Origin of the sequence: Ketobacter sp. GenoA1 (assembly GCF_003671475.1) — a bacterium.
Classification (GTDB): Bacteria; Pseudomonadota; Gammaproteobacteria; order Pseudomonadales; family Ketobacteraceae; genus Ketobacter.
Window position 1 is genome coordinate 41,910 of record NZ_RCHM01000032.1, and the last position, 24,860, is coordinate 66,769.

Sequence of the window (24,860 nt, forward strand, 5' to 3'; positions counted from 1 at the left end):
GAGGGGCAAAATTCTGTACAAAAAACAACCCCTAACTGTGTGATTTACATCCCAATTACGAATTCTCGTCTACTCTTTCAATAAGCAGGCAATTTTCCCAAAGTGGGATAGGGTAATGAGTCGTTGGTATAAACAGTTGTTTCAAAAAAGCAAAGCCGGTGCCGAGGCGGTGCTGGGGATCAGTTTGACCCCGGACCAGGCGGTGTGGTGTCTCGTGCAACAGGCTGCATCCGGCCCGCAGATTACCCAAAGCCACAGTATTGAGCAATCCTTTACCAGCCCGGCGGACGCGCTGGCGGCGTTACGCAGCAGCGCGCCGTTGCCCGCGGCGCCCTGTTATATCTGCCTCGGCCATCAGTATTACAACCTGTTGCTGGTGGATGCACCGGATGTCCCGGATCAGGAATTACGTGAAGCGGTGCGCTGGAAGGTAAAAGACCTTATTCATCAAGCGGTGGACGATATGGTGATGGATGCGTTTCGGTTGCCGGACGATGCCTACCGTGGCCGCATGAACATGCTCTATGTGGCGGCCATCGAACGGGCCCTGATACAGGGCATTGTTGAGCAGTGTGATCAGCACAACATAAACCTGCAGGAAATCACCATCAATGAGCTGGCCATGGCTGCGCTGGCCAGCGCTCTGACATCATCGGCAGAACGGGGCGCCGCGTTCCTGTATCTGAACGGTGATGGCGGCACCATTAACCTGATCGAGAATGGCTACCTGTATTTGACCCGCACCATTGAGTTGGGCAGCGGGGGTGGCGTATTCACCGGCAATCTGGAGTTCCAGCAGGAACCGGTGGATAACTTGGCGTTGGACGTGCAGCGCTCCCTGGATTACTACGAAAGCCAGATCGGCAAATCCGGTATTGGTGCATTGTATATGGTCTCCAACTCTGAGGCTCATAATGCCTGGTGCGAAGGCTTGAGCGAACGCCTGCCCATTAGCGCAGAACAATTCAGCGTGGAAGAAACACTGAAAGATCCCGGTTGGCAATCCGACACTGCGGAGGGGCCATTGGCGCCGGCCATGGGCGCAGCGTTGGGAGGGTTGCGTGAGTACGCTTAACCAACGCATTAACTTTTATCAGGACAGTTTCCGCAAGCCGGTGATCGTACTGCCGCTGAAACAACTGCTGTTGGGCATCGGTCTGGTGTTGGGTTTGTTACTGGTGGTGACTGCGCTGGAATGGTCGCGCACCCTTGCCGAGCGTGAAACCCTGGCGACCATGGAATTATCGCGGCAACGGCTGGAAGTTTCCATCGACAAGTTGCAACAGCAGGTGGACAGCATCGTGTTGGATGAGCGCCTGCAGCAGGAAGAACAGCGCCTGCAGGATGGTTTGCAAAGCAAGAGGCAGTTTCTTTATCAGTTGCAACAGCAGGGCGATACCCACATGGTGCATTTTTCCGGATACCTGCAGGCGCTGGCTAATCGGGATAACCCCTCCATCTGGCTGACCCGGATTGTGATGCAGTCACCGGGGCCGGAGCTGAGCCTGCATGGCATTACCGATAAGCCGAAGACCATTCCAGCCTACGTGGCGGATCTTAAGCAGGAAGACCAGTTCCAGGGATTTGGTTTCAAGGTGTTTAATCTGGAAAGGATGCAGGACAACCAGCGATTTTTAACATTCAGCGTGAGTACGCAGCATGATGAACGACCTGCGAACTAGATATCGGGAGCTGGAGGAAAAGGTACACCGCCTGAGTGTGCGGGAGCGGGCCATCCTGTTGGCGCTCAGTTGCGTGCTGTTGCTGGGCCTGTTTGACCAGTTGTTGTTGCGACCCTGGATGCAGGAGCGGGAGCAGATAGAAAAGGACAAAGCCGTATTGTTGTCGTCAATGCAGGCATCCAATCTGCGCATTGATGAATTGCAGGCGGCTATTGCCGGTAATCCCAATATCGTATTGCAGGATTCCATAGCCCGTCTTCAGACCATGCATGCCGCGCTGGATGGCCAAATATCCGCGATCACCGATGGCATGATCGCACCGCAGGAGATGCCGGTTATTCTCGGTGAATTGCTCAGTGAGCGGTTTGGCCTGAAAGTGCAAAGCGTCCAGTCCAGAGCGGCGCAGCGGCTAATGGTGGCAGACAAGAACCAGCACAACGCTGCAGCGATTTTTCGCCACGACCTGGAGCTGACCCTGTCCGGTTCGTTTTTTCAGGTAAGGGATTATCTGGCAGCGGTGGAGGAACTGCCGTCTAAGCTGTTATGGGATCAGCTGGAGTATGTTGTCGAAGAGTATCCAAAAGGTAGCCTGACTTTGCAGGTGCATACCCTGAGCTCACAGGAGGCGTTGTTACGTGTTGCTCATTAGAGTTTGTTGTTTATTGTTGATGATGGTGTCGGGGTCAGTGGCCTTGGCGGCCGGCGATCCTACCCGGCCACCCCTTTACCATAATAACCAGGCTGCACCGGTGTATGAACCGCTGAAGCTCACCATGATTTTGAATGATGCCGGTAGCCTGCGCGCCGTGATCAATGAAGCAGTGGTGGCGGTGGCGGATGAAGTGGCCGGGGCCCGGGTTGTGGCCATTAATGAATCATCGGTGGTGGTACGAAGGGCCGGGCAAAGGCTCACGCTACAGTTGCCGGTGGCTGCTATAAGAAAGGATCGTGACCATGAATAAAGTGTGTCTGCACGCCGTTGTATTGCTGGCGCTGGTCACCCTGAGCGGCTGTGCATCCTGGTATAAGCCTGTGCCGGAATCAGCCGCACCTGCAGCCAAATCTGCAAGCCAGCCGGCAGCGCAGCCTTTACCTGAATCCACCGGCAGTACTCAGAGTAAGGTAAAAACCGAGGCCGCACCGGAGGTGATCAAGCCTGTGTCGGTCAGAAAAGCCAAAACAGCAATGCCACGGTTTGATGTGACTGCGGCCGATACTCCCGCCCGCCAGTTTTTCATGAGCCTGGTGCATGGCACGTCCGTCAATATGGTGGTGCACCCGGAGGTAACCGGGAATATTTCGATTCAACTGCGCAGTGTTAATCTGGAAGAAACCCTGCGTGCGGTGCGAGATGCCTACGGCTACGATTACGTACGCAAACCCTATGGTTATCAAATACTGCCTAAAACCATGCTCAGCCGGGTGTTTCGTATTAACTACCTGAATGTAAATCGGTTGGGAGTGTCCACGACCTCCGTCAGCAGCGGCCAGGTCAGTACCACCGGTGAGGATGAGAGCAGCGGCAACAGCACCAGCAGTTCCCGCGAAACCCAGGTGCAGCAAAGCAGCAATATTAAAACCGAGAGCAACAGCGCCTTCTGGCAGCAACTGCAGAACATTTTAACCATGATTGTGGGCGGTGGTGATGGTCGCAGCGTGGTGGTGGATCCGGTATCCGGAATTGCGGTGGTGAAAGCGCTGCCGCAAGAGCTGCGGGAAGTGCAGGATTTTCTCGACAGCGCCCAATTGAGCCTGCAGCAACAGGTGTTGATTGAAGCTAAAATTCTGGAAGTGGAGTTATCCCAGGGTTATGCCACCGGGATTCAATGGGACACTTTTGGTGAGGGCTATAACGGCAGCCTGGAAACCAGCGACAACCGTGTTGCCGCCGGCCTGGATCAGGCGGATTTCAGTTCCCTGGTGAACGAAAACGTTTCCCTGATTGGTGGCGTGTTTACTTTGGGCGCCAATTTTACCGACTTTACCGCCGTGCTGCGTTTGCTTGAACTGCAAGGCCAGGTGAAGGTGTTGTCCAGCCCCAGGATTTCCACCCTGAACAATCAAAAGGCCGTTATCAAAGTGGGCTCTGATGAGTTTTTTGTGACGGATATTTCCAGCACCACCACCACTACCTCGTCGACGGTGAGTGACACCCCGGATATTACGCTCACCCCGTTCTTTTCCGGTATCGCGTTGGATGTGACACCGCAAATTTCCGATGGTGGCGATGTGATCCTGCATGTGCATCCCTCTATTTCCGAGGTGGTGGAAAAACGTAAGGATATTGGCCTGGGGGACGATGAGCTGTCGCTGCCGTTGGCATTCAGTACTATTCGTGAAACCGACAGCATTATTCGCGCCGGTAACGGCCAGGTGGTGGTGATTGGTGGACTGATGCAGGATAGTTTCAGGGAAGAGGTATCGCAGATCCCCTACCTGGGTGACATTCCCCTGATCGGCGATATCCTCTTTAAGCAGACCTTGCGGCGGAAGACCAAAAGTGAGTTGGTGATCCTGCTGAAACCCTTTGTGGTGGATGACCGCGGATACCGCAGTGAGGTGGAGTCCATCGAACACCGTTTCCAACCCTATCTACCGAGAATGAATCAGTCGCCGATCCTGCAACAGCAAGAGGAGCAAGGCTCAACACAACCAGCTGAACAGCAGGAGGTGGATTAAGCCATGGAACCTTCCAAAGCGCCCAAGGTACGTATCGGTGATCTGTTGGTATCCAAAGGGCTCATTGTGGATGAGCAGCTGAAACAGGCGTTGAACGAACAAAAGCGCACCGGTAAGAAAATCGGTAAAGTGGTTATCGACCTGGGCTTTGTCACCGAATCCCAGATGCTGCAAACCATGGCCAATCATTTTGGCTATCCCTTTGTGGATCTGGCCCGCTTCCGACTGAACAACGAACTTATAAAAGTGCTACCGGAAACCTATGCCCGCCGTTTTCGTGCCATTTTGCTGGCCGAGCAGCCAGACGGCATTTTAGTGGGCATGCTGGATCCGCTGGATTTGATCGCGATCGACGAACTGCAACGTATTCTGAAACGGCCGGTGCACCCTGCGTTTGTCAAGGAGCAGGAGTTGCTCTCCGCCATGGATCGCTCCTATCGACGTTCTGAACAGATTGCCTCGATTGCGGTGGAATTGGATTCAGAGCTGGAAAGCACCGACTTCGATCTGGAGAGCCTGGCCACCACCACCGATACCGCAGAAGCACCGGTCGTACGTTTGCTGCAGAGTATCTTTGAGGATGCCGTGCAGGTACGGGCCTCGGATATACATATCGAACCGGATGAGCAGGTATTGCGGGTGCGCTTGCGGATCGATGGTGAGTTGCAGGAGCAGGTGATGAAAGAACGCCGCATCGCCCCGGCGTTGGTGTCGCGCCTGAAAATCATGTCCGGCCTGGATATTTCTGAAAAGCGTTTACCCCAGGATGGTCGCTTTAATGTGCGGGTGATGGGCAAGAGTATTGATGTGCGATTGTCTACCCTGCCGGTGCCTTATGGTGAGTGCGTGGTCATGCGTTTGCTGGATCAGTCGGCGGGCATGTTGTCCATGGACAAGCTGGGCATGCCGGAGACTATCCGCAAGCGGTTTGAAAATCTGATTCAGCGTCCCTACGGTATGGTGCTGGTGACCGGGCCCACCGGCAGCGGTAAAACCACCACCCTGTATGCGGCCTTGAGTATGTTGAATGTGCCGGAACGCAAAGTTATTACGGCAGAGGATCCCATTGAATACCGTTTGCCCCGCATCAATCAGGTGCAGGTCAGTTCCAAGATTGGTTTGACGTTTTCCTCGGTGTTGCGTACCGCCCTGCGTCAGGATCCGGATGTGATTCTGGTGGGGGAGATGCGGGATCACGAGACAGCGGAGATCGGTTTGCGGGCGGCCATGACCGGGCATATGGTGCTCTCAACGCTGCACACCAATGATTCCATTTCAACCGCCATGCGCCTGATCGACATGGGTTGTGATGCGTTTCTGGTGGCATCCTCTCTGCGGGCGGTGATCGCGCAGCGCCTGGTCAGAAAAATATGTGAACACTGTACTCAGCCCTATAAATTGAGTCCGCAGGAGCTTACCTGGCTGGGCAATATCGATGGCACCGCGTTGGATGCGGAATATCATAAAGGCAGCGGTTGCCACCACTGCAACAACACCGGCTATTCCGGCCGCGTTGGTGTGTATGAATTGTTGGAGATGGATGAAAACCTGCTTTACGCGCTGCGCAAAGGCGATGCGGCGGAGTTCGCACGGGCGGCGGCAGACAATCCGAACTTCCGCAGCTTGAGCCTGTGTACACTGGATTATGCACGGGCGGGCATCACCTCAGTGCAGGAAGTCTTCAAGATCACCGCCACGCTGGATGACGGATAAACGCCATGCAGACGTTTTCCTATCGGGGGCGAACTGCCCAGGGCAATGAAGTATCCGGAACGCTGGAGGCCAGCAATGCCCAGGCTGCGGCCATCCAGTTGCAGAATCAATCCATTGTGCCCGTTGCCATTCGGGAACTGGAGGCCAAGCCTGCCAGTCTGCTCGACCTCAATATTTCGTTTCGCAAGAAAGTAAAGTACGACGATCTGATCATGCTGTGCCGTCAGATGCGGGCCCTGACCCGGGCCGGTGTGCCCATCATTCAAGCCATTGCCGGTTTGGCGGATATCAGTAAATCGGACCTCATCAAGGAGGCGCTATCGGATATCAATGTGCGCCTGGCCACCGGTTCCAGTCTGGCCAATGCCATGGGTGCCCACAGCAACATTTTTAACACCATGTTCGTCAGCATGATTCACGTGGGTGAAAACACGGGGCGTCTGGAAGATGCTTTTTCCAAACTGATTTCCCATATCGAAATGGAGCGGGACACCCGCAACCGCATGACGCAGGCCATGCGTTATCCCATGTTTGTGGTCAGTGCCATGTTCATTGCGCTGATGATTGTGAATATGTTTGTGATTCCCCAGTTTGCCAAGGTGTTCACCAAGGTGGGGGCAGAGCTGCCGGTACCCACTCAGATACTGGTGACGGTATCGAATTTTACGGTGGATTACTGGTGGTTGGTGATCGGTACCATTGTGGGCGGCAGCGTTGGGTTTGTGCGCTATATCGATACCGAGTCGGGGCGCTTGTGGTGGGATGAAATCAAGATGAAAATACCCATCATCGGCAGCATTTTTGAAAAGATCGCGTTGTCGCGCTTTGCCCGCAGCTTTGCCATGACGTTTGAATCCGGCGTGCCGGTATTGCAGGCCCTAAGTATAGTAGGCCCCACTGTAGGTAATGAATATATCGCCTCTCATATTGATTCCATTCGGCGTGGAGTGGAACGGGGTGATTCCCTGGCGCGGACCTCGTCTGCGGCGGGAATTTTCTCGGATTTGGTGGTGCAGATGATCACTATTGGAGAAGAAACCGGTTCGCTGGATCGTCTGTTACACGATGTTGCGGATTTTTATGATGAGGAAGTGGATTACGACCTGAAAGGATTGGCCGATGCCATTGAGCCTATCATTCTGGTTTTTTTGGGTATTTTGGTGCTGGTGTTGGCCTTGGGTGTGTTCTTGCCCATGTGGGAGCTGGGCTCAGCAATGAAGCGGTGAGAAAAGCCGGATTAGCGGTTGTAAAGAATCGTTAAACGGCTAATGGTTGCGCAAATCTGGACTATATTTATGAGACAGGCAGCACGTTCGACAAATGTTTTGAAAACAAGGGTTTTAACGGAAAACCTGATGGGCAACATACACAGCAACGGTTTTACGATGATAGAAATGGTGGTGGTAATCGCGCTTATTTCTATACTGGCGGCGGTTGCGCTGCCCAAGATGTTGGATACCTACGACAACGCTCATGAGGCGGCGGTATTCGGCGCGGGCGGTGCAATGGCGTCGGCGGTGGTGCTGGTGCGCAGTCAGTGGGTGGCGAACGGCAGTTCCCTGGCAGTGGATGAAGTGGACGGCTTTGGCAATGATGATGTGGCCACCAGCAATGAAGGTTGGCCTACGGATGTTGGTCAGGGCTCCGGCTCCAACAACAGCGACGTAATGGACAGTGCGGAACGTTGCGTACGAATTTGGCGTGGGGTGTTGGTTGCCAACGCGCCGTCGGTATCGGCCAGCGTGGCTTCCAGCTCTGATTATCTGGTGGATACCGTAAATGGGAATTGCCGCTACCTGTATCGCCGCACCGATACCGGCAGCAATATTGTGTACAACGCCAGAACCGGCGAAGTGATTACAACGATAAATTAGTGAGTTTTATCAAGAGGTAGAGTAATGAAGAAGCAACAATCGGGTTTCACCTTAATTGAATTGATCATGGTGATCGTCATTCTGGGTATTCTGTCGGCGTTCGCGCTGCCGCGCTTTGCGGACTTGAGTAGTGATGCTCAGGCGGCGGCGCGAAGTGGTGTGTTGGGTAGTCTGCGCTCGGGCTCGGCAATTGCGCATGCGGCCTGCTTGGCAGATGCCGGTTGTGATCAGTCTGCTGCAACCGGTGAAACAGTCACTCTGGAAGGACAGACTGTAGCGATGGCTTACGGCTATCCCGCCGCTACCGCTGGAGGGATTGGAACCGCAGTGGATCTGGGCGATATAACACCTGTTTATGCTGCAGGGGCGGGCACTATCACTTTTGTGACAGACTGCACGATTATCTATACCGCCGCCACCGCTGCCACCACTCCACCGACGTTCACCGGTGTGGATACCGGCTGTTAAATTGGGTTCATATGAATGGTAGCCGGGCTAGTGGCTTCACCCTAATCGAACTCATCACCGTAATTACCATTATCGGGGTCCTGGCTGTTGTGGTCGGACCCCGATTTGCTTCCAGTGATGTGTACGAGGAGCGCACCTTCCTGGATGATCTGTCCGCCGCGTTGCAGTACGCCCGGGCCAAGGCCGCCGGTTCCGGCTGCATCACCCAGGTGGATTTCACCAGCAGCGGGTTTACGGTCAGCGTTGATTCCGATTGCAACAGCAGCAATGGTTTTGCCGCCACCGCCGTTACCAATCCCGGCGACTACACCACGGGATTCAGTGAGCGTGCCCCACTGCCTTCAGGTTCCAGTTATGTAGCCACAGTGGACCCTATATTGTTTGATGGTCGCGGCCGGGCCATGAACAGCGCATTGAATGTCCTGAGTACCGCAGCCCAGGTCACCGTGGGTGGTACTGTGATTACGGTGGAAGGGGCAACCGGCTATGTGCACTGATCTGCGTGATTACCCCGTTGCGGTAAGGTGCACCGAGCAGGGCACCACCCTGATCGAACTGGTAATGGCGATTGCCATTGCCGGCGTTATGATTGTCGGCCTGATGACGGCCTATGCTTCCATTGCCGGGCGCAGTGCCGATCCGATGATTCGAACTCAGGCCATTTCACTGGCGGAATCCTACCTGGAAGAAGCGCTGCTGAAACCTTTTCTGGCACCAGATGGCAGTGTGTGTCCGGCCTCTGCCCCCACCGGTAACCGGGAGGACTTTGTACGCGTGTGCGATTACAACAATTACAACAGCAGCAGTATTACACTGCCCAATGGGGTTACTGTTGCCGGGCTGGCGGGTTACAGCGTTGCCATGAGTGTGGCCACCACCTCGGATCTGGATAGTGTGCCGTCCAACTGTGCCCTGAAAGTCACCGTCAATATCACCACACCGTTGAATGAAACCGTCAGCCTCATTGGTTATCGGACCCAATATGAAAGTGATCCCGCGTGTAGTTGAGCATAGCGGTTTCACCTTGGTGGAACTGGTGATCGCCATCTCGCTGATGGGGGTGGTGTCGGTGCTGGTAACCACCATGGTGGGTAATCAGATGCTGGGGTATGTAGACACAGCCCGGCGTGCGGAGCTGGTGGCAAAAGCGGATATGGCATTACAGGTCATGGCGCGGGATTTGCGCAACGCCGTACCACACAGCATCCGGGTCAGTGGCGGCAATGCGCTGGAATGGGTGCCCGTTCAGGATTGGGGCCGTTATCGTAAACGTCCGGACAGTTCCCTGGCAGACCCGGTAGCGGCGCAGGTGGCTACCCTGGATTTTTCCACGTTGGATACAGAATTCGACGTATTGCATTCCGGCACCATGCCCGCCCTGCCCGCCAATGCCAGAGTGGTGGTGGGCAATACCTCCGCCATGGGCAGCGCAGGCATCAATCTGTACGCTGGCTCGGGTAGCGGAACCCTGGTGCCTTTGGGCAGCCATGTAATCACACCAAGTGGGGTGATCCCGGCCATCAGCGGCAACCAGATTACGCTGGCGCCGGGTTTTCAGTTTGCATTGGGGTCGGCCGCCGGGCGTTTCTATCTGGTGAACAACGCCGCCAGTTACCTGTGCAATGGAACCAGCATCACCCGCTATGGCGGCTATCCTATTCAATCCAGCCAACCCACCTCGGCCCCTGCCGGTTCCAGTGCGGCGCTATTAATTGATGGCGTCACCCTTTGCCAGTTCGGCTATACCACATTGGATGCCACCTACGGCATGCTCACGATCTCCCTGCAGGTGACCGACTCCGGTGAGAGTGTCACCCTGGTTCGTTCCATCACCATAGAGAATCGGTCATGAAGCGGAACGCCAGACAGCATTCGGGCATTGCGCTACCGGCCATTATTTTTATGATTGTGATTGTGGCGTTGCTGGTGGGGGCCATGGCGCAATTGTTGAACGTTGCTTCCGGGGTTACCGATATTCGATTGCAGTCCAGCCGTGCCTTCTGGGCAGCAAAAGCCGGTGTCGAACGGGCGGCCTATCACATCAATGCAACCGACACCTGTGCCCCGGCAGCGGGAACGTACACCATCAATGGCGTTCAGGTGGTGGTGAATTGCAGCAGTCTGGATTACAACGAGGCAGGCAATACCACCAGGGTTTTTCAGGTTGATGTGCAGGCGCAAAGTGGCGGTGTACCCTCTGATCTGGATTTTGTTTCACGGCAATTGACGGTGGTGTTGAATGTTGAGCTATAGCCTCCGCGCTGTTATTACCCTGTTGTTCTGTTTTGCTGCCCTGTGTCAGGGTGCGGTGGCACGGGTCTTACAGGCCAATGCGGTATGCGGCGTTGACAATCAGATTATGCTCACCTTTGATTCGGTGGGCGGGCAGGCCATGCTCAAGCAATCCAGCGCGGAAACAGTGACGAACTATACACTGACGGTAAACAGCGGGGGGGCGCCAGCCATTTCCCGTGCGGTATTATCCGATGAAGGCTATCAGGTGATACTGGTGTTGGGCACAGACATGACGGCTGGCCGCACCTATAACGTTGCCGCCAGCGGGATCGAGGATATTACGGATACCGTATTCAATAACACCAGCGATGGTTTCTATTTTACCACGCAACAAAATGGTCTGGCGGCCTCCTATTGGGGTAACGATACCCTCTCGGGCAACGCTCAGTTTCAACGGGTGGACAGCGCCATTGATTTTGACTGGGGCATTTTTACTTGGCCGGCGGGGGCCTGGTTTAACGGCTTCTCCATCCGCTGGGAGGGCATGATCGAGCCGGACATCAGCGGTGACTATACCTTTCGTGCCGTATCCGAAGACGGCTCCCGGGTCTGGTTGGGTGAGGTGGGCAACAGCAATCAGATCATCAATCGCTGGGTGGATACCTATGGCACGCAGACCAGTACAGTGATCCCGCTGCTTGCCGGACAACGCTATTCCGTATTGATGGAGTTCTTCAAAGAACCGGAAGCGTTCTCTACCAAAACCGCCCATTTACAATGGCAAACACCCGCCGGCGGCAGCTTCGTGGATGTGCCCAATGCCAATTTTCATACCTGCGTGGATTCCTTCGTCAGCGATGATGGTCTGGTAGCCCACTACAAACTGGAAGGCCCTACCTGGAATGGCAGCACCGGTGAGGTGATTGATTCATCGTTTAACGGCTTGAATGGAACCAGCATTGGCAACCCTGCGTCGGTACCGGCTCAGGTGTGTAATGGCGCTGAGTTTGATGGCAATAACCTGATTCGGGTGAACGATAATCCGCTGCTGGATCTCACCAGTGAGCTGGCCATTTTGGCCTGGATTCGTATGGATGAGTATGCGCCGGGGGATCTCAGCTCGATTTTTTCGAAAGATGAAAACTATGAGTTTCATATCAATCCCAGTGGTCAGATTTACTGGTGGTGGCAAAGTACCCGCAACGGTAACACCACCCGTTCTTTTGATTCCGGCAGCGCCACCATTACCCTGGGTAACTGGCACCACATCGGCATCGTGTACTCGCAAAGTCGGCAGAGTATTTATCTGGATGGGGTGGAAGTGGCGAATCGCACCTACACCGGAGAAACCCTGGTAACCAATAGTGATCCCATGGAAATCGGCGCGGATCAGGGCATCACCTCGCGCCGCTGGCGGGGCATCATCGATGAAGTCAAACTGTATGATCGCGCCATCACTACCACGGATGTGATTGCGGACATGAACGCCACCAATCCCTGTGCCAGTGTGTTGGATGGCTTTGAAGTCACCGTCGCCAGCACCGCCAGTGTTTGTGCGCCCACCGAGGTGACGCTGCGGGCGCTGTTGGATGATGGCTCCACCTATAGCGGGTTTACCGGCACCATCAATCTCAGCACCAGTACCAATCACGGTAACTGGAGCGCGCCGGGTGCCAGTGGCAGCCTGGCGCCGGATCCGGACACAAACGACGATGGCGCGGCCCAGTACACCTTTGCAGCCGGTGATAACGGCCAGGTGGTGTTGTCACTGAGCAATACCCATGCGGATACCTTAACGGTGACGGCCAGTGAAAACGGCGGCACCGCCAGCGGCGTATCCAACGCCATCACGTTCAGTGAGAACGCGTTGGTGATTTCCACCAACGATACTCTGGGTGATGATGTGATTGCCGGCCGTGATCACGGTTTTTTGGTGCAGATGTTGAAACGTGAAACCGATGGCACAGAGTGCGGCCTGTTTGCGGAATACAACGGTGATATCGCCCTCAAGGCCTGGATCAGCCGCGGGGCGAATTTCTCCGCTGGTGCTGCTCCGGCTTTATCCGGCAGCGGCGGCAACGTAACACTGCCGGACGCCCAACCGGGCAGCAATAATTTTACCCTTGGCTTTACCCAGGGTGAAGCCACCACCACCCTGGTAACCACGGATGTGGGGGAGTACGCATTGAACCTGATGGACGACAGCTCCGGATTGGTTCTGGATATTAATAACCAGCCGGTGGTCATCAGCGCCAACACCAACGACTACACCGTGCGGCCGTTCGGGTTTGATCTATCGGCGCAATCCGGGGATGCAACGCCGCTGCCCAACCCTGCGGCCACCACGTTTGCCGGCGACGGGTTTGTGAAGGCAGGAGAACTGTTTGATGTACAGGTGCGGGCAGTGTTGTACGATGCCAACGATGATACCAGCCCGGTGGATGGCTATGCCGATGCCGGTGCGGATTTGTCTGCCAACGGCGTTACCCCCAGCTTCGGCAGTGAAGGGGAAGACGTGATCCTTTCCTCGCAACTGGTGGCCCCTGTGGGTGGGGTGGACAATGGTCTGGCCGGTGCAACCGTGGCGCTGGCCAACACCTTCAGCAGTGGTGTGGCCACCACGGCGGTGCGTTTTGATGAAGTGGGGATCATTCAGCTGGACGCCGGCTTGCAAAGCGGTGGCTATTTGAACTCGGGCCGCAACGTTACCGGCAGGATAGACAATGTGGGGCGTTTTTACCCGGATCAGTTTCTGCTGGCGGACAACACGCCGCAATTGCGCAATGGCCCGGACCCGGCCACCTGGAGCTGCGACATGACCTATCAGGGGCAAGCTTTTGGCTTTGTGGCGGAACCCATCATCACAGTGACCGCGGTGAACACCCTGGGGGCGACCACCGAAAACTATGAGGGGGATTTCTGGAGCCTGCCGCAACTGACCCACGAAGTGTTGCTGGACCCCGCCAGTGTGGCCGCAGGTTCGGCCTGCCTGGATGGCTTCGGTGGTATTGATGGGGCCTGTTTTGATGTCAGCATCAGCGGTGCCGGCTGGCTTTCCCGGGCAGCGGGGATCGGTCTGTACAGCACCACTTCCCATGGGCTAACCATCGCCAAGTTGAATGACCAGCCCGATGCCGGCGATGTACCCTGGAATCCGTTACTGGATTATCGGATTTCGGATGCGGCTTTAACCGTCACCGAAAGCAACGGTGACCGTATTTGCTATCAGCCTGCGGGCAGTTGCAGCGAGTACGTGCTGGAGGATATCAGTGGAGTGGAGCTGCGTTACGGCCGGGGCTGGATTGATAACCGTTATGGTTCGGTGCAGACGCCCTTGATCATGACCCTGCGCCTGCAATACTGGAACAGCGCCGGGGCGTTTATCAATAACACCGATGATAACAATGCCTGTCTGGGAACCTTGGTGTTATCCAGCGATGTTGAGTTGGCGCAGTACAGCGGTAACCTGGATGCGGGGGAAACCAGCGTGGGTGGAATTGCGCAGGCGCCGGGGTATGCCCTGATCAGTTTGACCGCGCCGGGTTATGATGGCGCCGATAACCCCAATTCCGGCCGCGCGACCCTGCGGTGGTTGTTGGATGCAGATACCAGTGACAACGATCCCGGTGAAGAATGCGGTGAGCACTGGCTCTGCTATGATTTTAACGGCGATGGTTTGCGACAGAACCCCTATGGTACCGCGGTTTTCGGTGAACAGTCCGACGACAGACCGCTGTTGTTCATGAGGGAATCCTATCGTTAGCCCATGACGTTAGATTTTGGAGGCGATGCCAATGGAAAAACCACTGATCTCGTCACTGTCCTTATCGTAATAGTTCATGTATTCCACGTTCAGGCTCAGGTTGCGGTCCAGGCTCAGGTCCACCCCAAAACCATAAGACACATCTGTTTCGCTTTCGGACTCATTGCCAAAATTCGGATTGGAGTATTCCAATTCCACTCGGGTAAAACCCAGAATGGCGTAGGGATAAAAGCTGGGCCCGGCCGGGATGCCCGCCCGCAGGTAGCCGCCGATCATGCTGTTGAGTTCCACATCGGTTTCAAAGACCCCGGACCCCACTGAGTCGTCGCCAACCCCAAGGGTGACCCTGACTTCGCCACCGATGTTGTCATTGGCCATGGCCCCCAGGCGCCCGGTAACCCCCGTGAGGGAGGCATCGGCACCTCTTACGTCGGTTGCATCGGCATCCAGGAAGACAATACTGCCCCCGGCGTAAGGATCGGCAGCCATCGCAGAACCTGCGGCCAGCAAGGTGAGTACAAAGGCGGAATGGGTTATTACTGATTTCATATTGGTCTCTCCGTTGTAATAAACAGGTCCAAGGCCTGTTATGAACGCGTTTATACCATAGGTGGGCTTAACTGAATGTGAGCTGAATCAGGCCTTTGAAAATGGAGGTTGCCCGGCACCCGGTTGACCAAGGTTAATAATAGGAGGCGGCAAAAGTGTTTAGAATAGCGCTTAGCATTATCAACGGAGTCATTGAACAGGGGTGTGTATGTTGATTGCCTTGGGCACGGTGCTGGGTGGGATTGGATTATTTTTGATCGGTATGATGTTGCTGACCGATGGTCTGAAGCAGTCCGCCGGGGATAAACTGGATCTGTATCTGCATCGCAGCACCAACACCAAACGGCGCGGTTTTTTTTCCGGCTTTTTATTGACGGCGCTGGTACAGAGTTCCAGCGTGGTCACCGTGGCCACCATTGGGTTCGTCAATGCCCGCCTGCTGTCCATGGGGCAGGCGGTGTGGGTGGTGTTCGGCAGCAATGTGGGCACCACCATGACCGCCTGGATCGTGGCCCTGATAGGTTTCAAAGTGCAGGTACAGCTGTTTGCCCTGCCGATGGTGGGGGTGGGAGCGTTCCTGCAGGTGCTGGGGCGTGGTGCCCGCTGGCGGGCCCTGGGCAGTGCGCTTACCGGTTTTGGTCTGTTGTTCGTGGGATTGGACTTCCTCCAGGGCAGTATGTCCGCCTATCAGGATCAGCTGCTGTTTCTGGACGAGGGCGCCTTTGATGTACCGCATGTCTTACTGCTGCTGGCGTTGGGCTTCCTGCTGACGGTGATCATGCAGTCCTCCAGCGCCTCCATGGCGATGATACTGACCCTGGTCAACGGCGGGCTCATTCCGCTTTCCCTGGGGGCTGCCGCCGTGATCGGCGCGAACGTGGGCACCACCTCTACTGCGTTGCTGGCGACCCTGGGGGCCACCGCCAATGCCAAGCGGGTGGCCTGGGCTCATGTGGCGTTTAATATCACGGCCGGGTTTGCCGCCTTGCTGTTGTTGCCCCTGGTCTCGGGTTTGTTTACAGAGGCCTATAACCGGCAGTTGATGGGCGGCAACGCTGCGTTCTGGCTTGCCATCTATCATTCACTGTTTAATCTGGCGGGGGTGATGATCATGATCCCGCTGGAACCCCGGGTCACACGCTTTTTATCGCGGCGCTTCGGCAAGCGCGAAAGCGCCCATCTGCGCTTGCGTTTTCTGGATAAAAATATCGTGCAGATGCCGCCTCTGGCCCTGCAATCCATCAGTAAGGAGTTGGATAATCTGGCGCAATTGGTGGCGTCGATCATTGTGCGTGAAGAAAACGGCCCGGATACCCATGAACAGATTCAAACCCTGTTTGAATTGCTGGAGAAATTTGATGGCTACGTAGTGGCCACCTTGCGTCAACCCATGGCCCATGTGAACGCGGATGCCTTCAGTAAAATCATTAAATGCAGTCAGAGCCTCGCCAATGCCCTGCAGTGGTACCAACTTACACTGAAGTCCGATGCCAGGCCCAAGGATTCAGCCTTTGAAGCGATCCTGTTGCCGTTTGAGGCGAGTTTTCGCCGTTTTATCCAGGCCGTGGCCGGTGAGGAACCCAGAGAACGGATCAGTGAGAAACTGGATGCAGTACTGCTGGATGCCGAACGCGTCAACCGGGAAGTGTTTTCACGTCTGCGCAGCCACGAGGTATTCAGTCACGATGTGAGTCAGGCGACGCAATGGGTTGCCTGGCACCGCCGCATTGCCCAGCAGATGATGAAGGTGCTGAAGCGCGCAGACGAAATAGACGACCTCATGCATGAGCCGGAGATCATCCGCAACCCGGCCAGTGACGCCTCTTGAGAGTGGGTGACCGGTGGCCCCGCATCTGTTAACGTAACCCGCACTTGTTGATTGCAACTGTTACCAGGTTGTGTCAGCAGTTACCGGAATATGAAAGGAAAGGTGATTCGAATGATCCAGACAGTGGCGATAACTGGTGCTTCTTCCGGTATTGGAAAAGCGCTTGCCTATGAGTTTGCCCGGCGCAGTATCCATCTGGCGTTGCTGGCCCGGCGCCAGGAGGTGTTGGAAGAAATTGCGGCCGATATCCAGCGGCAGTACCCTCAGGTCAAGGTGCACTGCATCGCCCTTGATGTGGCCGACACCGACAGCATATTGCCGGTGCTGGAACAAGCGCAGGCGCAGCTGGGGCAACTGGATTGTGTGGTTGCCAATGCAGGTATTACCGGCGTCAATAAAACCGGCGCCGGGGATTTCGCCAAGGATCAACGTATTATCCAGATTAACCTGGTAGGCGGTATGGCCACCATTGACGGTGCTGCGCGGATTTTTCGGCAGCAGGGCAAGGGTACGGCAGTGGGGATTTCCTCGGTGTCGGCGTTTAAGGGTATTCCCGGCAGCGCGGCCTATTCCGCATCAAAAGCCGGCTTCAGCAGTTACCTGGATACCACTCGGATTGAACTCAAGAAACACGGCATCAGCGTGGTGGCGGTACACCCCGGATTTGTCAAAACCGACATTGCCCCCAACATGGAAAAGTATCCTTTTGTGATCAGTGCCGAAAAAGCCGCGAAAGATATCGTTGACGGTATTGTGAAAGGTAAAGCCAACATCATCGTACCGGCGCTGCCCTGGTCGGTGTTGGGGCGGGTCATGCCGATGGTGCCGGACAGCATTATCGAAAAGGCTTTTTGATGGAATCCCACTGGCTGTCAATGGCAAAACGCTTGCAGGCTCTGGCCCAAACCGGTCAGCAGTTTACCGGTTGTGATTTTGATCGCGAGCGCTATCAGGAAATAGAATCCATTGCCCAGTGCATGCTGGCGCAGTTGGGTGCGGTGCCTCTTGAACAGGTGCGGGGTTTGTTTGCCACCGGGGAGACGGGTTATGTAACGCCCAAGGTGGAAGTGCGGGGTGCGGTGATACGAGGGGGCCGGATTTTATTGGTACAGGAAAAGGAAGACGGGCGCTGGGCCATGCCCGGAGGCTATGCTGACGTTGGTTTATCGGCAGCGCGCAATGTGGAAAAGGAAGTGCAGGAAGAAGCCTGCCTTACGGTAACGGCAAAGCACTTGTATGCGTTACGCCATAAAGCCAGTGGCGGGTATCCGGCCGATGCGCGGGATTTTTATAAGCTGCACTTTATCTGCGAATGCGATGGCAAGAGCAAGCCTGCAGCGGGCCTGGAAACCCATCAGGCGGATTTTTTTGCACCGGATGACCTGCCGCCGTTGTCGTTGGGTAAAAACCTTGAAGAAGACATACAGGCCGCCTTTGTGGCGGCATCCGCTGCGCATCCACAGACTTGGTTTGACTAACCGGGTTAGCGGCGGTGCCTTGTTTTTATTCTTAGAGATGATTTCTATATATCCAATTGCCCATTGTGAGCACGGCCATCTTATCTACACTTATGAGATGGTCAGGGATCGATGGCGAGGCTGACGTGGGTGCAGTAAAAGTATTGGTGGTGGATGATGATCGGACGGTGCGTAATGTCATTTGCCGTGCCTTGTCGGAAGAGTATGAAACCGTTACCGCAGAAAACGGCCTGGATGGAATAGAAAAAGTCCAGTCGGAAAACCCGGATTTTGTTTTGCTGGATGTGGAAATGCCGGGGCTGAATGGATACGAAGTCTGTGATCGCCTAAAGCAGAACCCCGCTACCCAGGATAAACCCGTGTTGTTTCTATCCAGCCACAGCAGTTTGCGCGAGCGCATGCTGGGCTACGAGATGGGGGCAACGGATTACATCGTCAAACCCTTTGCAACCGATGAGCTGCTGGCCAAACTCAGATTGCTGGGTCAGTTCAAGCGTGATCGTGAGGCACTGGATCTGCGTGCACAAAGTGCCTCTGCCACGGCGTTTGTGGCCATGCGCGGTTCCAGTGAATTGGGCCTGGCTATCCAGTTTATCGAAGCCACCTACAATGCAGCGGACTTTGATACCATCGCCCGGCGCTTTTTTGATGTGACCAATCAGTTGGGCCTGAACTGCAGCCTGATGTTTCAAACCCGCCTCAACCGACAGTTTTTCAGCGCCAGGGGTACGGTCTCACCGTTGGAGCAGGAAGTGATGGCAACGCTGTATGATGCCGGTAAACGCTTCAATGATTTTGGCTGTCGCACCCAGATCAACTATTCACGGGTGGCGTTGCTGGTAAAAAACATGCCGTTGGAAGATCAGGAAGCCTATGGGCGTTACAAGGATTTTTTACCCACCATGCTGGGTTCCACGGATGCCAAGATCAAGGCGCTGGATACGGAGTGGGCGCTGGTGGAGCAGACCCGCAACCTGACCCATTCCTTCGGTGTTGTGCGGGAAACATTGGTGCAGGTGGGCAGTAACCTGCAGAGCACTCAGAGCGAGGTGCTGTTGTTGCTGCGTCAGACCATCGAAGAACTGGATGACCGGATTCCCCGGTTGGGGTTGGAGGATGATCAGGAAAAATACTTGATTACCACCCTGGACGGCGCCTTGCAAACCACCCACGGCATAATTGAAAGCGGCGAGAGCGCGCGGGCTTCATTTCAAACGGTGTGTCGGTTGTTGGAGCATTTATCGGAGCGGCAACAGGCGCTGTTGAAAGGCGTGATAGAGCAACCGGCGCCCTGCTCGCCCCACGCAGGTGGGGCGTCTCAGGATCAGGATATTACCGGTGATGTTGAATTGTTCTGAAGCGGCTCTGATTATTCGTCGCTGTCGTCATCGTCGTCGGAATTGTTGCCGTTCATTCCCAACTCTTTGATCTTCCGGGTCAGGGTGTTGCGCCCCCAGCCCAGCAATTCGGCCGCATCCCGGCGCCGTCCGGCGGTATGCTTCAAGGCCGTTTCAATCATGATACGCTCAAAGGCCGGTACCGCTTTGTCCAGCAGCCCCCGCTGACCCCGGGCCAGCGCCTGATCGGCCCAGGCACGCAGGCCCTGCTCCCAGTTGGATGAGGCATCCTGTGAGCCGTGGGATTCCTGCAGCTCCGGCGGCAGATCACTGATCAGTACTTCGCGGCCGGACGCCATGACTGTTAACCAGCGGCAGGTGTTCTCCAACTGACGCACGTTACCTTTCCAGTCCAGCGTCATCATGTATTCTTCGGTTTCGGGCAGTAATACCTTGGTTTCCACGTTCAGTTCTTTGGCGGCTTTCTGCAGGAAATGCCCGGCCAGTTGTGGAATGTCCTCGCGCCGCTCATTGAGTTTGGGCAGGTGAACGCGGATGACGTTCAGGCGGTGGAACAAATCCTCGCGGAATTTACCGTCTTTAACCAGTGTTTCCAGATTCTGGTGTGTTGCGGCAATGATACGCACATCCACCTTTACTGCGGTGTGTCCGCCCACACGGTAGAAGGTGCCGTCCGCCAGCACCCGCAGCAAACGGGTTTGCGCATCCAGTGGCATATCGCCGATTTCATCCAGAAACAGGGTGCCGCCGTTGGCCTGCTCAAAGCGGCCCTGGCGTTGGGCCGCCGCCCCGGTAAAGGCGCCTTTCTCATGCCCGAACAGCTCCGATTCAATCAGATCCTTGGGAATGGCCGCCATGTTGAGGGCGATAAAGGGTTTGTCGGAGCGGGGGCTGTGGCGATGCAGCGCACCGGCCACCAGTTCTTTACCGGTTCCGGATTCACCGTTGATCAGCACGGTAATATTGGAGTGGGATAAACGGCCGATGGCGCGAAACACTTCCTGCATGGCCGGTGCTTCACCGATGATGTCGGTGTTGTTGTTGATCACCGGTTCCCCACCGGTTGCCTGTTGCTCCTGGCTGTGGGTCACGGCCCGTTTCACCAGGGAGACGGCATCGTCCAGGTCGAAGGGTTTGGGCAGGTATTCAAAGGCACCGCCCTGGTAGGATTGCACCGCGCTGTCCAGATCGGAGTGGGCGGTCATGATGATCACCGGCAGATTCGGAAAGTTATCCTGAATATGAGCCAGCAACCCCAAACCGTCGGTACCCGGCATGCGCACATCCGTAATAATCACATCCGGCTGCGTGTTGCGCAGTTTGTTCATGGCCGAGTCGCCGGACTCGAACGTTGATGTGTGAATGCCTTCCTGTGACAAGGCTTTTTCCAGTACCCAGCGAATGGATTTATCATCATCAATAATCCAGACGTTTTCATCACCCTGCATGATTCTACGCTCCAACATTGGTTTGCTCTTCCGGTTGTTCCAGAGGCAGCAATAGTCTAAAAGTGGTTTTACCCGGGCTGCTTTCGCATTCCACCAACCCGTGGTGTTGATTAATAATGGATTGCGAGATTGAAAGTCCCAGACCAGTCCCGCTGGCGCGGCCACTGATCATGGGATAAAACATCGTTTCCTGCATTTCCTGACTGATGCCCGGGCCGTTGTCTTCGATTTCCACCAGTAGGATCAGGCGGTGCCGGGTATGGCCGATGGTGAACTGGCGCAGGGCGCGGGTGCGCAGAATCACCGTTGGGTTTTTCTGCTCCTCATCGTCCATCAGAGCCTGTTTGGCGTTGCGCACAATGTTCAGGATGGCCTGAATCAATTGATCCTTATCGCCGCACATTTCCGGCAGGCTGGGGTCGTAATCCCGTTCAATTACCACCGGGTCGCCGGTTTCGGCGGTCAATACCGAGCGCACCCGCTCCAGAATCTCGTGGATATTGATCTGCGCCCATTTCGGTAATTTGCGGGGCCCAAGCATCTGGTCCACCAGGTTTCGCAGACGGTCCACTTCGGCGATGATGATGTCAGTGTATTCCCGCAGGGAGTCATCCGGCAGTTCCCTTGCCAGAAGCTGTGCTGCGCCACGTATCCCCCCAAGAGGATTCTTGACTTCATGGGCTACCCCGCGCACCAGGGCCCGGGTGGCATGGTGGGCGTTGATCAGGTTGTCTTCCCGACTGATACGCATCAGCCGGTCCAGTGGCCGCAGTTCCAGTAACAGGCTGTGGGTGTGGGTGTTTTCCCGAATCGGTGTAATGGTGTAGTCCACCGTGGCCTGCTGCGGGTTGTTCAGTATATAGACCTGGGCTTCCCGTTTGGTGAAGGGGTGCAGGTCACGCAGCGCGGTTTCCAGATCCGCCTGGGTGGTCTGGTCTTTGTCGTGAATCAGCATGTTAATGGCCATGCCCGCCAGTTGTGAGGAGCTGGCGGCCATCAACTGCTCGGCCGCGGGATTAACGAATTGAACTTTCAGTTGTTCGTCCAGCAACACCACAGCGGTGGTGAGGTGGTCCATCAGGCGACGGGACTGATCGTAATTGGTTGATACCCTTACTGTATTCACTGGATTCATGTGGACCTCAAAAGCTATGGAAGTAGCCAATGCAAAATCCAAACCACCTATGTGGCGGTGGGTAGACTTTGGTGCGCAAAGCAGGAGAAAGGGCCAAAATCGTGATCCTTAGCCGCAACAAAATCCCTCTTTTGGCGCTGGCAAGTCGGTGAATTACGAGTTGAATTGGTACATGGGCACTTGGGATGCCCTCTATTGGGTTTCCCAAGTGCAGTTAAGGAGGAATATTAGGCTATGGTCGCTTGTCTGTGAACCAATATGGTGCAAGCAAATTGCGGGAGTTACTTTTTGGGGCCACCGACTGCGGATCGCTTCACATAAAAGGTTACGGTGTCGCTTTTACCTACTTCTTTGCCTTTATTGTCAATGGCGGCCACATAGGCTGCGTATTCCCCGCGATCCAGATTGTTGAGCTTGAATGTGTTGGTTCGCTTCGGCTCGCCGTAGGCTGAACCATTGAAAAACAGCTGCAGTTTGTCGGTATTGCGCAGGGCAGGGGATAAGGCCACCTGCACGGTCACTTCCCCACCGTTGTTAACGAAATGCTCGCCGTCACCGGGGAGAATGATGGTCATCTTGTTGTAGCTGAATTCCGCTTCCGTTTCCGTGGCCGGTGCGGTATCCACCTTGGGAATGATGGCGGGTATGGTGGGAACAGGCTGAACATCCAGCTCTTCCGCGCCCTTGACCGGTTCATCGGTAAATACGGTGTTGCCGCTGTCGTCGGTGTACTTATACACCTTGGCCGCCAGGACAGGGGTGCTAATCAGGGCCAGGATGGCCACTATCGCCGGGGTGCGGATCATCTTGCTGCTCCATGGTCGTGGTTATTTACTCATTAAAAACCATTTAGAGTTCCTTATACAAAAAAAGCTCCCAAAAATGGGAGCTTTTTCCGTTCCTGCAGGATCGCTCAGGCGCTTAGCAAGAGTAGTACATGTCGAACTCAACCGGGTGAGTGGTCATGTTCAGGCGTTCTACTTCGCCGCGTTTCAGGTCAATGTAACCACCGAGCATGTCTTCGGTGAACACGCCGCCTTCGGTGAGGAAGTCGCTGTCCGCTTCCAGTGCATCCAGAGCCTGGGACAGGGTGGACGCTACCGTTGGGATCGCAGCGGCCTCTTCGGCCGGCAGGTCGTACAGATCCTTGTCCGCAGCATCGCCGGGGTGAATCTTGTTCTTGATCCCGTCCAGACCGGCCATCAGCATGGCGGCAAAGCCCAGGTAGGGGTTGGCGGTTGGGTCAGGGAAGCGAACTTCGATACGGCGGGCTTTCGCGCTGCTAACCCAGGGTATACGGATGGAAGCAGAACGGTTACGGGCAGAGTAAGCCAGCATAACAGGCGCTTCAAAGCCGGGTACCAGACGCTTGTAAGAGTTGGTGGAAGCGTTGGTGAAGGCGTTGATCGCGCGCGCGTGCTTGATGATGCCGCCGATGTAGTACAGGGCTTCTTTGGACAGACCGGCGTACTCGTCACCGGCAAACAGGTTTTTGCCGTCTTTGGACAGAGACTGGTGGCAGTGCATACCGGAGCCGTTGTCACCTACCAGCGGCTTGGGCATGAAGGTGGCGGTTTTGCCGTAGGCATGGGCCACGTTGTGTACGCAGTACTTGAGGATCTGTACTTCGTCTGCCTTGGCTACCAGGCTGTTGGGGCCAACGCCGATCTCACACTGGCCCGCGGTGCCCACTTCGTGGTGGTGTACTTCGATGTGCAATCCCATTTGCTCCATAGCGGCACACATGGCGGCACGCAGGTCATGGAGGGAATCAACGGGAGGAACGGGGAAGTAACCGCCTTTAACACCTGGGCGGTGACCGATGTTGGCACGGTCGAAATCTTCATTGGATACCCAGGCCGCCTCTTCGGAATGGATAGAGTACATGGAGCCGCTCATGTCGGATTTCCATTGTACGGAATCGAAAACGAAGAATTCGGGCTCCGGGCCAAACAGGCAGCCATCGGCGATGCCGGTGGACTTCAGGTACTCTTCTGCACGACGGCCAACAGAGCGGGGATCGCGCTCGTAACCTTGCATGGAGGAAGGTTCAACGATGTCGCAGCGCAGGTTCAGGGTGGTTTCGTCGGTAAAAGGATCGATTACCGCAGTGCTGTCATCCGGCATCAGGATCATGTCGGATTCGTTGATGCCTTTCCAGCCGGCGATTGAGGAGCCGTCAAACATTTTACCGTCAGTGAAGAAGTCGTCTCCGATTTCGCCAACCGGCAGGGAAACGTGTTGTTCTTTACCGCGAGAATCGGTGAATCGCAGATCAACCCAGCGAACATTATTTTCTTTGATAAGAGAAGTGGTCTTTGCAGACATTCTTGTGTGTCCTCCAATGGATATTGAGATTAGGGGGTGTGACCAAGTGAAGAAGTCTCTGCCGAATCCCCCTGGGGTGTCGACAGCCCCAACCGACAGTTGCGAAGAATTAGTCGATCCACAATGCGGATGTATTGGTCTTGCCTCACAGGAAAGCAAAATATATGCCATTGGATTTTGAGTTGAAAGGGGCTCAGGTCAGTAATCGGAAGTTTTTTTTGGTCACTGACGCAGCCCACTAATGGTGCGGGCTCCAGAGAGGCGTGCACAGGCCATAATACAGCCTGTTCAAGGCCTTGAGCTGTAGTGAAAAAACAACCTG

At 55.4% G+C, this 24,860-nt stretch carries 23 protein-coding genes and 1 pseudogene; 19 read left to right on the forward strand and 5 right to left on the reverse strand.

From position 1 onward, the window contains the following. Window positions 1-115: 115 nt before the first annotated feature. From D9N13_RS13050 to D9N13_RS13115, 15 genes and pseudogenes are all read left to right on the forward strand, one after another. The gene (locus tag D9N13_RS13050; RefSeq protein WP_290590740.1) at window positions 116-1,075 is read left to right on the forward strand and encodes a hypothetical protein; all 960 of its coding nucleotides are present in this window, start codon (window positions 116-118) and stop codon (window positions 1,073-1,075) included. Continuing rightward, the gene (locus D9N13_RS13055; protein WP_290590743.1) at window positions 1,062-1,682 is read left to right on the forward strand and encodes a PilN domain-containing protein; all 621 of its coding nucleotides are present in this window, start codon (window positions 1,062-1,064) and stop codon (window positions 1,680-1,682) included. Before D9N13_RS13050 ends, D9N13_RS13055 begins: the two co-directional genes overlap by 14 nt. Beyond that, window positions 1,660-2,331, forward strand: a complete 672-nt coding sequence (locus D9N13_RS13060) for a hypothetical protein (protein ID WP_290590746.1) — start codon at window positions 1,660-1,662, stop codon at window positions 2,329-2,331. Before D9N13_RS13055 ends, D9N13_RS13060 begins: the two co-directional genes overlap by 23 nt. Continuing rightward, complete coding sequence (locus D9N13_RS13065; protein ID WP_290590749.1) at window positions 2,318-2,644, forward strand: hypothetical protein; 327 nt, start codon at window positions 2,318-2,320, stop codon at window positions 2,642-2,644. The genes D9N13_RS13060 and D9N13_RS13065 overlap by 14 nt, the downstream gene beginning before the upstream one ends. Then, on the forward strand, window positions 2,637-4,361 hold the full coding sequence (mshL, locus tag D9N13_RS13070; RefSeq protein ID WP_290590752.1) for a pilus (MSHA type) biogenesis protein MshL: 1,725 nt from the start codon (window positions 2,637-2,639) through the stop codon (window positions 4,359-4,361). The genes D9N13_RS13065 and mshL overlap by 8 nt, the downstream gene beginning before the upstream one ends. 3 nt (window positions 4,362-4,364) lie before the next feature. Further along, window positions 4,365-6,074: a GspE/PulE family protein gene (locus D9N13_RS13075; RefSeq protein WP_290590755.1), complete on the forward strand. Its 1,710-nt coding sequence runs from the start codon at window positions 4,365-4,367 to the stop codon at window positions 6,072-6,074. 5 nt (window positions 6,075-6,079) lie between these two features. Then, window positions 6,080-7,300 carry a type II secretion system F family protein gene (locus tag D9N13_RS13080; protein ID WP_290590758.1) on the forward strand — a complete coding sequence of 407 codons (1,221 nt, stop codon included), beginning with the start codon at window positions 6,080-6,082 and terminating at the stop codon, window positions 7,298-7,300. Between the two features lie 129 nt (window positions 7,301-7,429). Further along, window positions 7,430-7,948, forward strand: coding sequence for a Tfp pilus assembly protein FimT/FimU (locus D9N13_RS13085; protein ID WP_290590761.1), 519 nt, complete (start codon window positions 7,430-7,432; stop codon window positions 7,946-7,948). 24 nt (window positions 7,949-7,972) lie between these two features. Continuing rightward, window positions 7,973-8,416: a type II secretion system protein gene (locus tag D9N13_RS13090; RefSeq protein WP_290590763.1), complete on the forward strand. Its 444-nt coding sequence runs from the start codon at window positions 7,973-7,975 to the stop codon at window positions 8,414-8,416. An 11-nt stretch (window positions 8,417-8,427) separates the two neighbouring features. Further along, window positions 8,428-8,505 (forward strand): annotated as a pseudogene (locus D9N13_RS24335) (prepilin-type N-terminal cleavage/methylation domain-containing protein); the annotation flags it as partial. Beyond that, window positions 8,506-8,913: a GspH/FimT family pseudopilin gene (locus tag D9N13_RS13095; protein WP_290590766.1), complete on the forward strand. Its 408-nt coding sequence runs from the start codon at window positions 8,506-8,508 to the stop codon at window positions 8,911-8,913. It abuts the pseudogene before it with no gap. Further along, window positions 8,903-9,424 carry a hypothetical protein gene (locus D9N13_RS13100; protein WP_290590769.1) on the forward strand — a complete coding sequence of 174 codons (522 nt, stop codon included), beginning with the start codon at window positions 8,903-8,905 and terminating at the stop codon, window positions 9,422-9,424. Before D9N13_RS13095 ends, D9N13_RS13100 begins: the two co-directional genes overlap by 11 nt. Continuing rightward, a complete protein-coding gene (locus tag D9N13_RS13105) occupies window positions 9,399-10,268 on the forward strand; it encodes a prepilin-type N-terminal cleavage/methylation domain-containing protein (RefSeq protein ID WP_290590771.1) in 870 nt (289 codons plus the stop codon). The genes D9N13_RS13100 and D9N13_RS13105 overlap by 26 nt, the downstream gene beginning before the upstream one ends. Beyond that, the gene (locus D9N13_RS13110) at window positions 10,265-10,669 is read left to right on the forward strand and encodes a hypothetical protein (RefSeq protein WP_290590774.1); all 405 of its coding nucleotides are present in this window, start codon (window positions 10,265-10,267) and stop codon (window positions 10,667-10,669) included. Before D9N13_RS13105 ends, D9N13_RS13110 begins: the two co-directional genes overlap by 4 nt. After that, a complete protein-coding gene (locus D9N13_RS13115) occupies window positions 10,656-14,414 on the forward strand; it encodes a DUF6701 domain-containing protein (protein WP_290590777.1) in 3,759 nt (1,252 codons plus the stop codon). Before D9N13_RS13110 ends, D9N13_RS13115 begins: the two co-directional genes overlap by 14 nt. A 9-nt stretch (window positions 14,415-14,423) precedes the next feature. Here D9N13_RS13115 and D9N13_RS13120 read toward each other — a convergent pair whose 3' ends face one another. Then, on the reverse strand, window positions 14,424-14,963 hold the full coding sequence (locus D9N13_RS13120; protein WP_290590780.1) for a porin family protein: 540 nt from the start codon (window positions 14,961-14,963) through the stop codon (window positions 14,424-14,426). A 208-nt stretch (window positions 14,964-15,171) separates the two neighbouring features. On the opposite strand from D9N13_RS13120, the gene D9N13_RS13125 reads away from it, so the two are divergent. The 4 genes from D9N13_RS13125 (at window position 15,172) to D9N13_RS13140 (ending at window position 19,627) form a co-directional block, all read left to right on the forward strand. Further along, complete coding sequence (locus D9N13_RS13125) at window positions 15,172-16,791, forward strand: Na/Pi cotransporter family protein (RefSeq protein WP_290590783.1); 1,620 nt, start codon at window positions 15,172-15,174, stop codon at window positions 16,789-16,791. Window positions 16,792-16,902: 111 nt separating this feature from the next. Further along, window positions 16,903-17,646 (forward strand): SDR family NAD(P)-dependent oxidoreductase, encoded by a 744-nt coding sequence (locus D9N13_RS13130; protein ID WP_290590786.1) that lies wholly within the window; start codon window positions 16,903-16,905, stop codon window positions 17,644-17,646. Then, window positions 17,646-18,269 (forward strand): NUDIX hydrolase, encoded by a 624-nt coding sequence (locus D9N13_RS13135; RefSeq protein ID WP_290594788.1) that lies wholly within the window; start codon window positions 17,646-17,648, stop codon window positions 18,267-18,269. The genes D9N13_RS13130 and D9N13_RS13135 overlap by 1 nt, the downstream gene beginning before the upstream one ends. Window positions 18,270-18,394: 125 nt before the next feature. After that, a complete protein-coding gene (locus tag D9N13_RS13140) occupies window positions 18,395-19,627 on the forward strand; it encodes a response regulator transcription factor (RefSeq protein ID WP_290590791.1) in 1,233 nt (410 codons plus the stop codon). An 11-nt stretch (window positions 19,628-19,638) separates the two neighbouring features. On the opposite strand, the gene glnG is transcribed toward D9N13_RS13140, so the two are convergent. The 4 genes from glnG to glnA form a co-directional block, all read right to left on the reverse strand. Then, window positions 19,639-21,075, reverse strand: coding sequence for a nitrogen regulation protein NR(I) (gene glnG, locus D9N13_RS13145; protein WP_290591328.1), 1,437 nt, complete (start codon window positions 21,073-21,075; stop codon window positions 19,639-19,641). 4 nt (window positions 21,076-21,079) lie between these two features. Then, window positions 21,080-22,210: a nitrogen regulation protein NR(II) gene (glnL, locus tag D9N13_RS13150; RefSeq protein ID WP_290590794.1), complete on the reverse strand. Its 1,131-nt coding sequence runs from the start codon at window positions 22,208-22,210 to the stop codon at window positions 21,080-21,082. A 281-nt stretch (window positions 22,211-22,491) separates the two neighbouring features. After that, window positions 22,492-23,016 carry a DUF4124 domain-containing protein gene (locus D9N13_RS13155; protein ID WP_290590797.1) on the reverse strand — a complete coding sequence of 175 codons (525 nt, stop codon included), beginning with the start codon at window positions 23,014-23,016 and terminating at the stop codon, window positions 22,492-22,494. Between the two features lie 115 nt (window positions 23,017-23,131). Beyond that, window positions 23,132-24,538 (reverse strand): glutamate--ammonia ligase, encoded by a 1,407-nt coding sequence (glnA, locus tag D9N13_RS13160; RefSeq protein WP_290590800.1) that lies wholly within the window; start codon window positions 24,536-24,538, stop codon window positions 23,132-23,134. Window positions 24,539-24,860 lie beyond the last annotated feature (322 nt).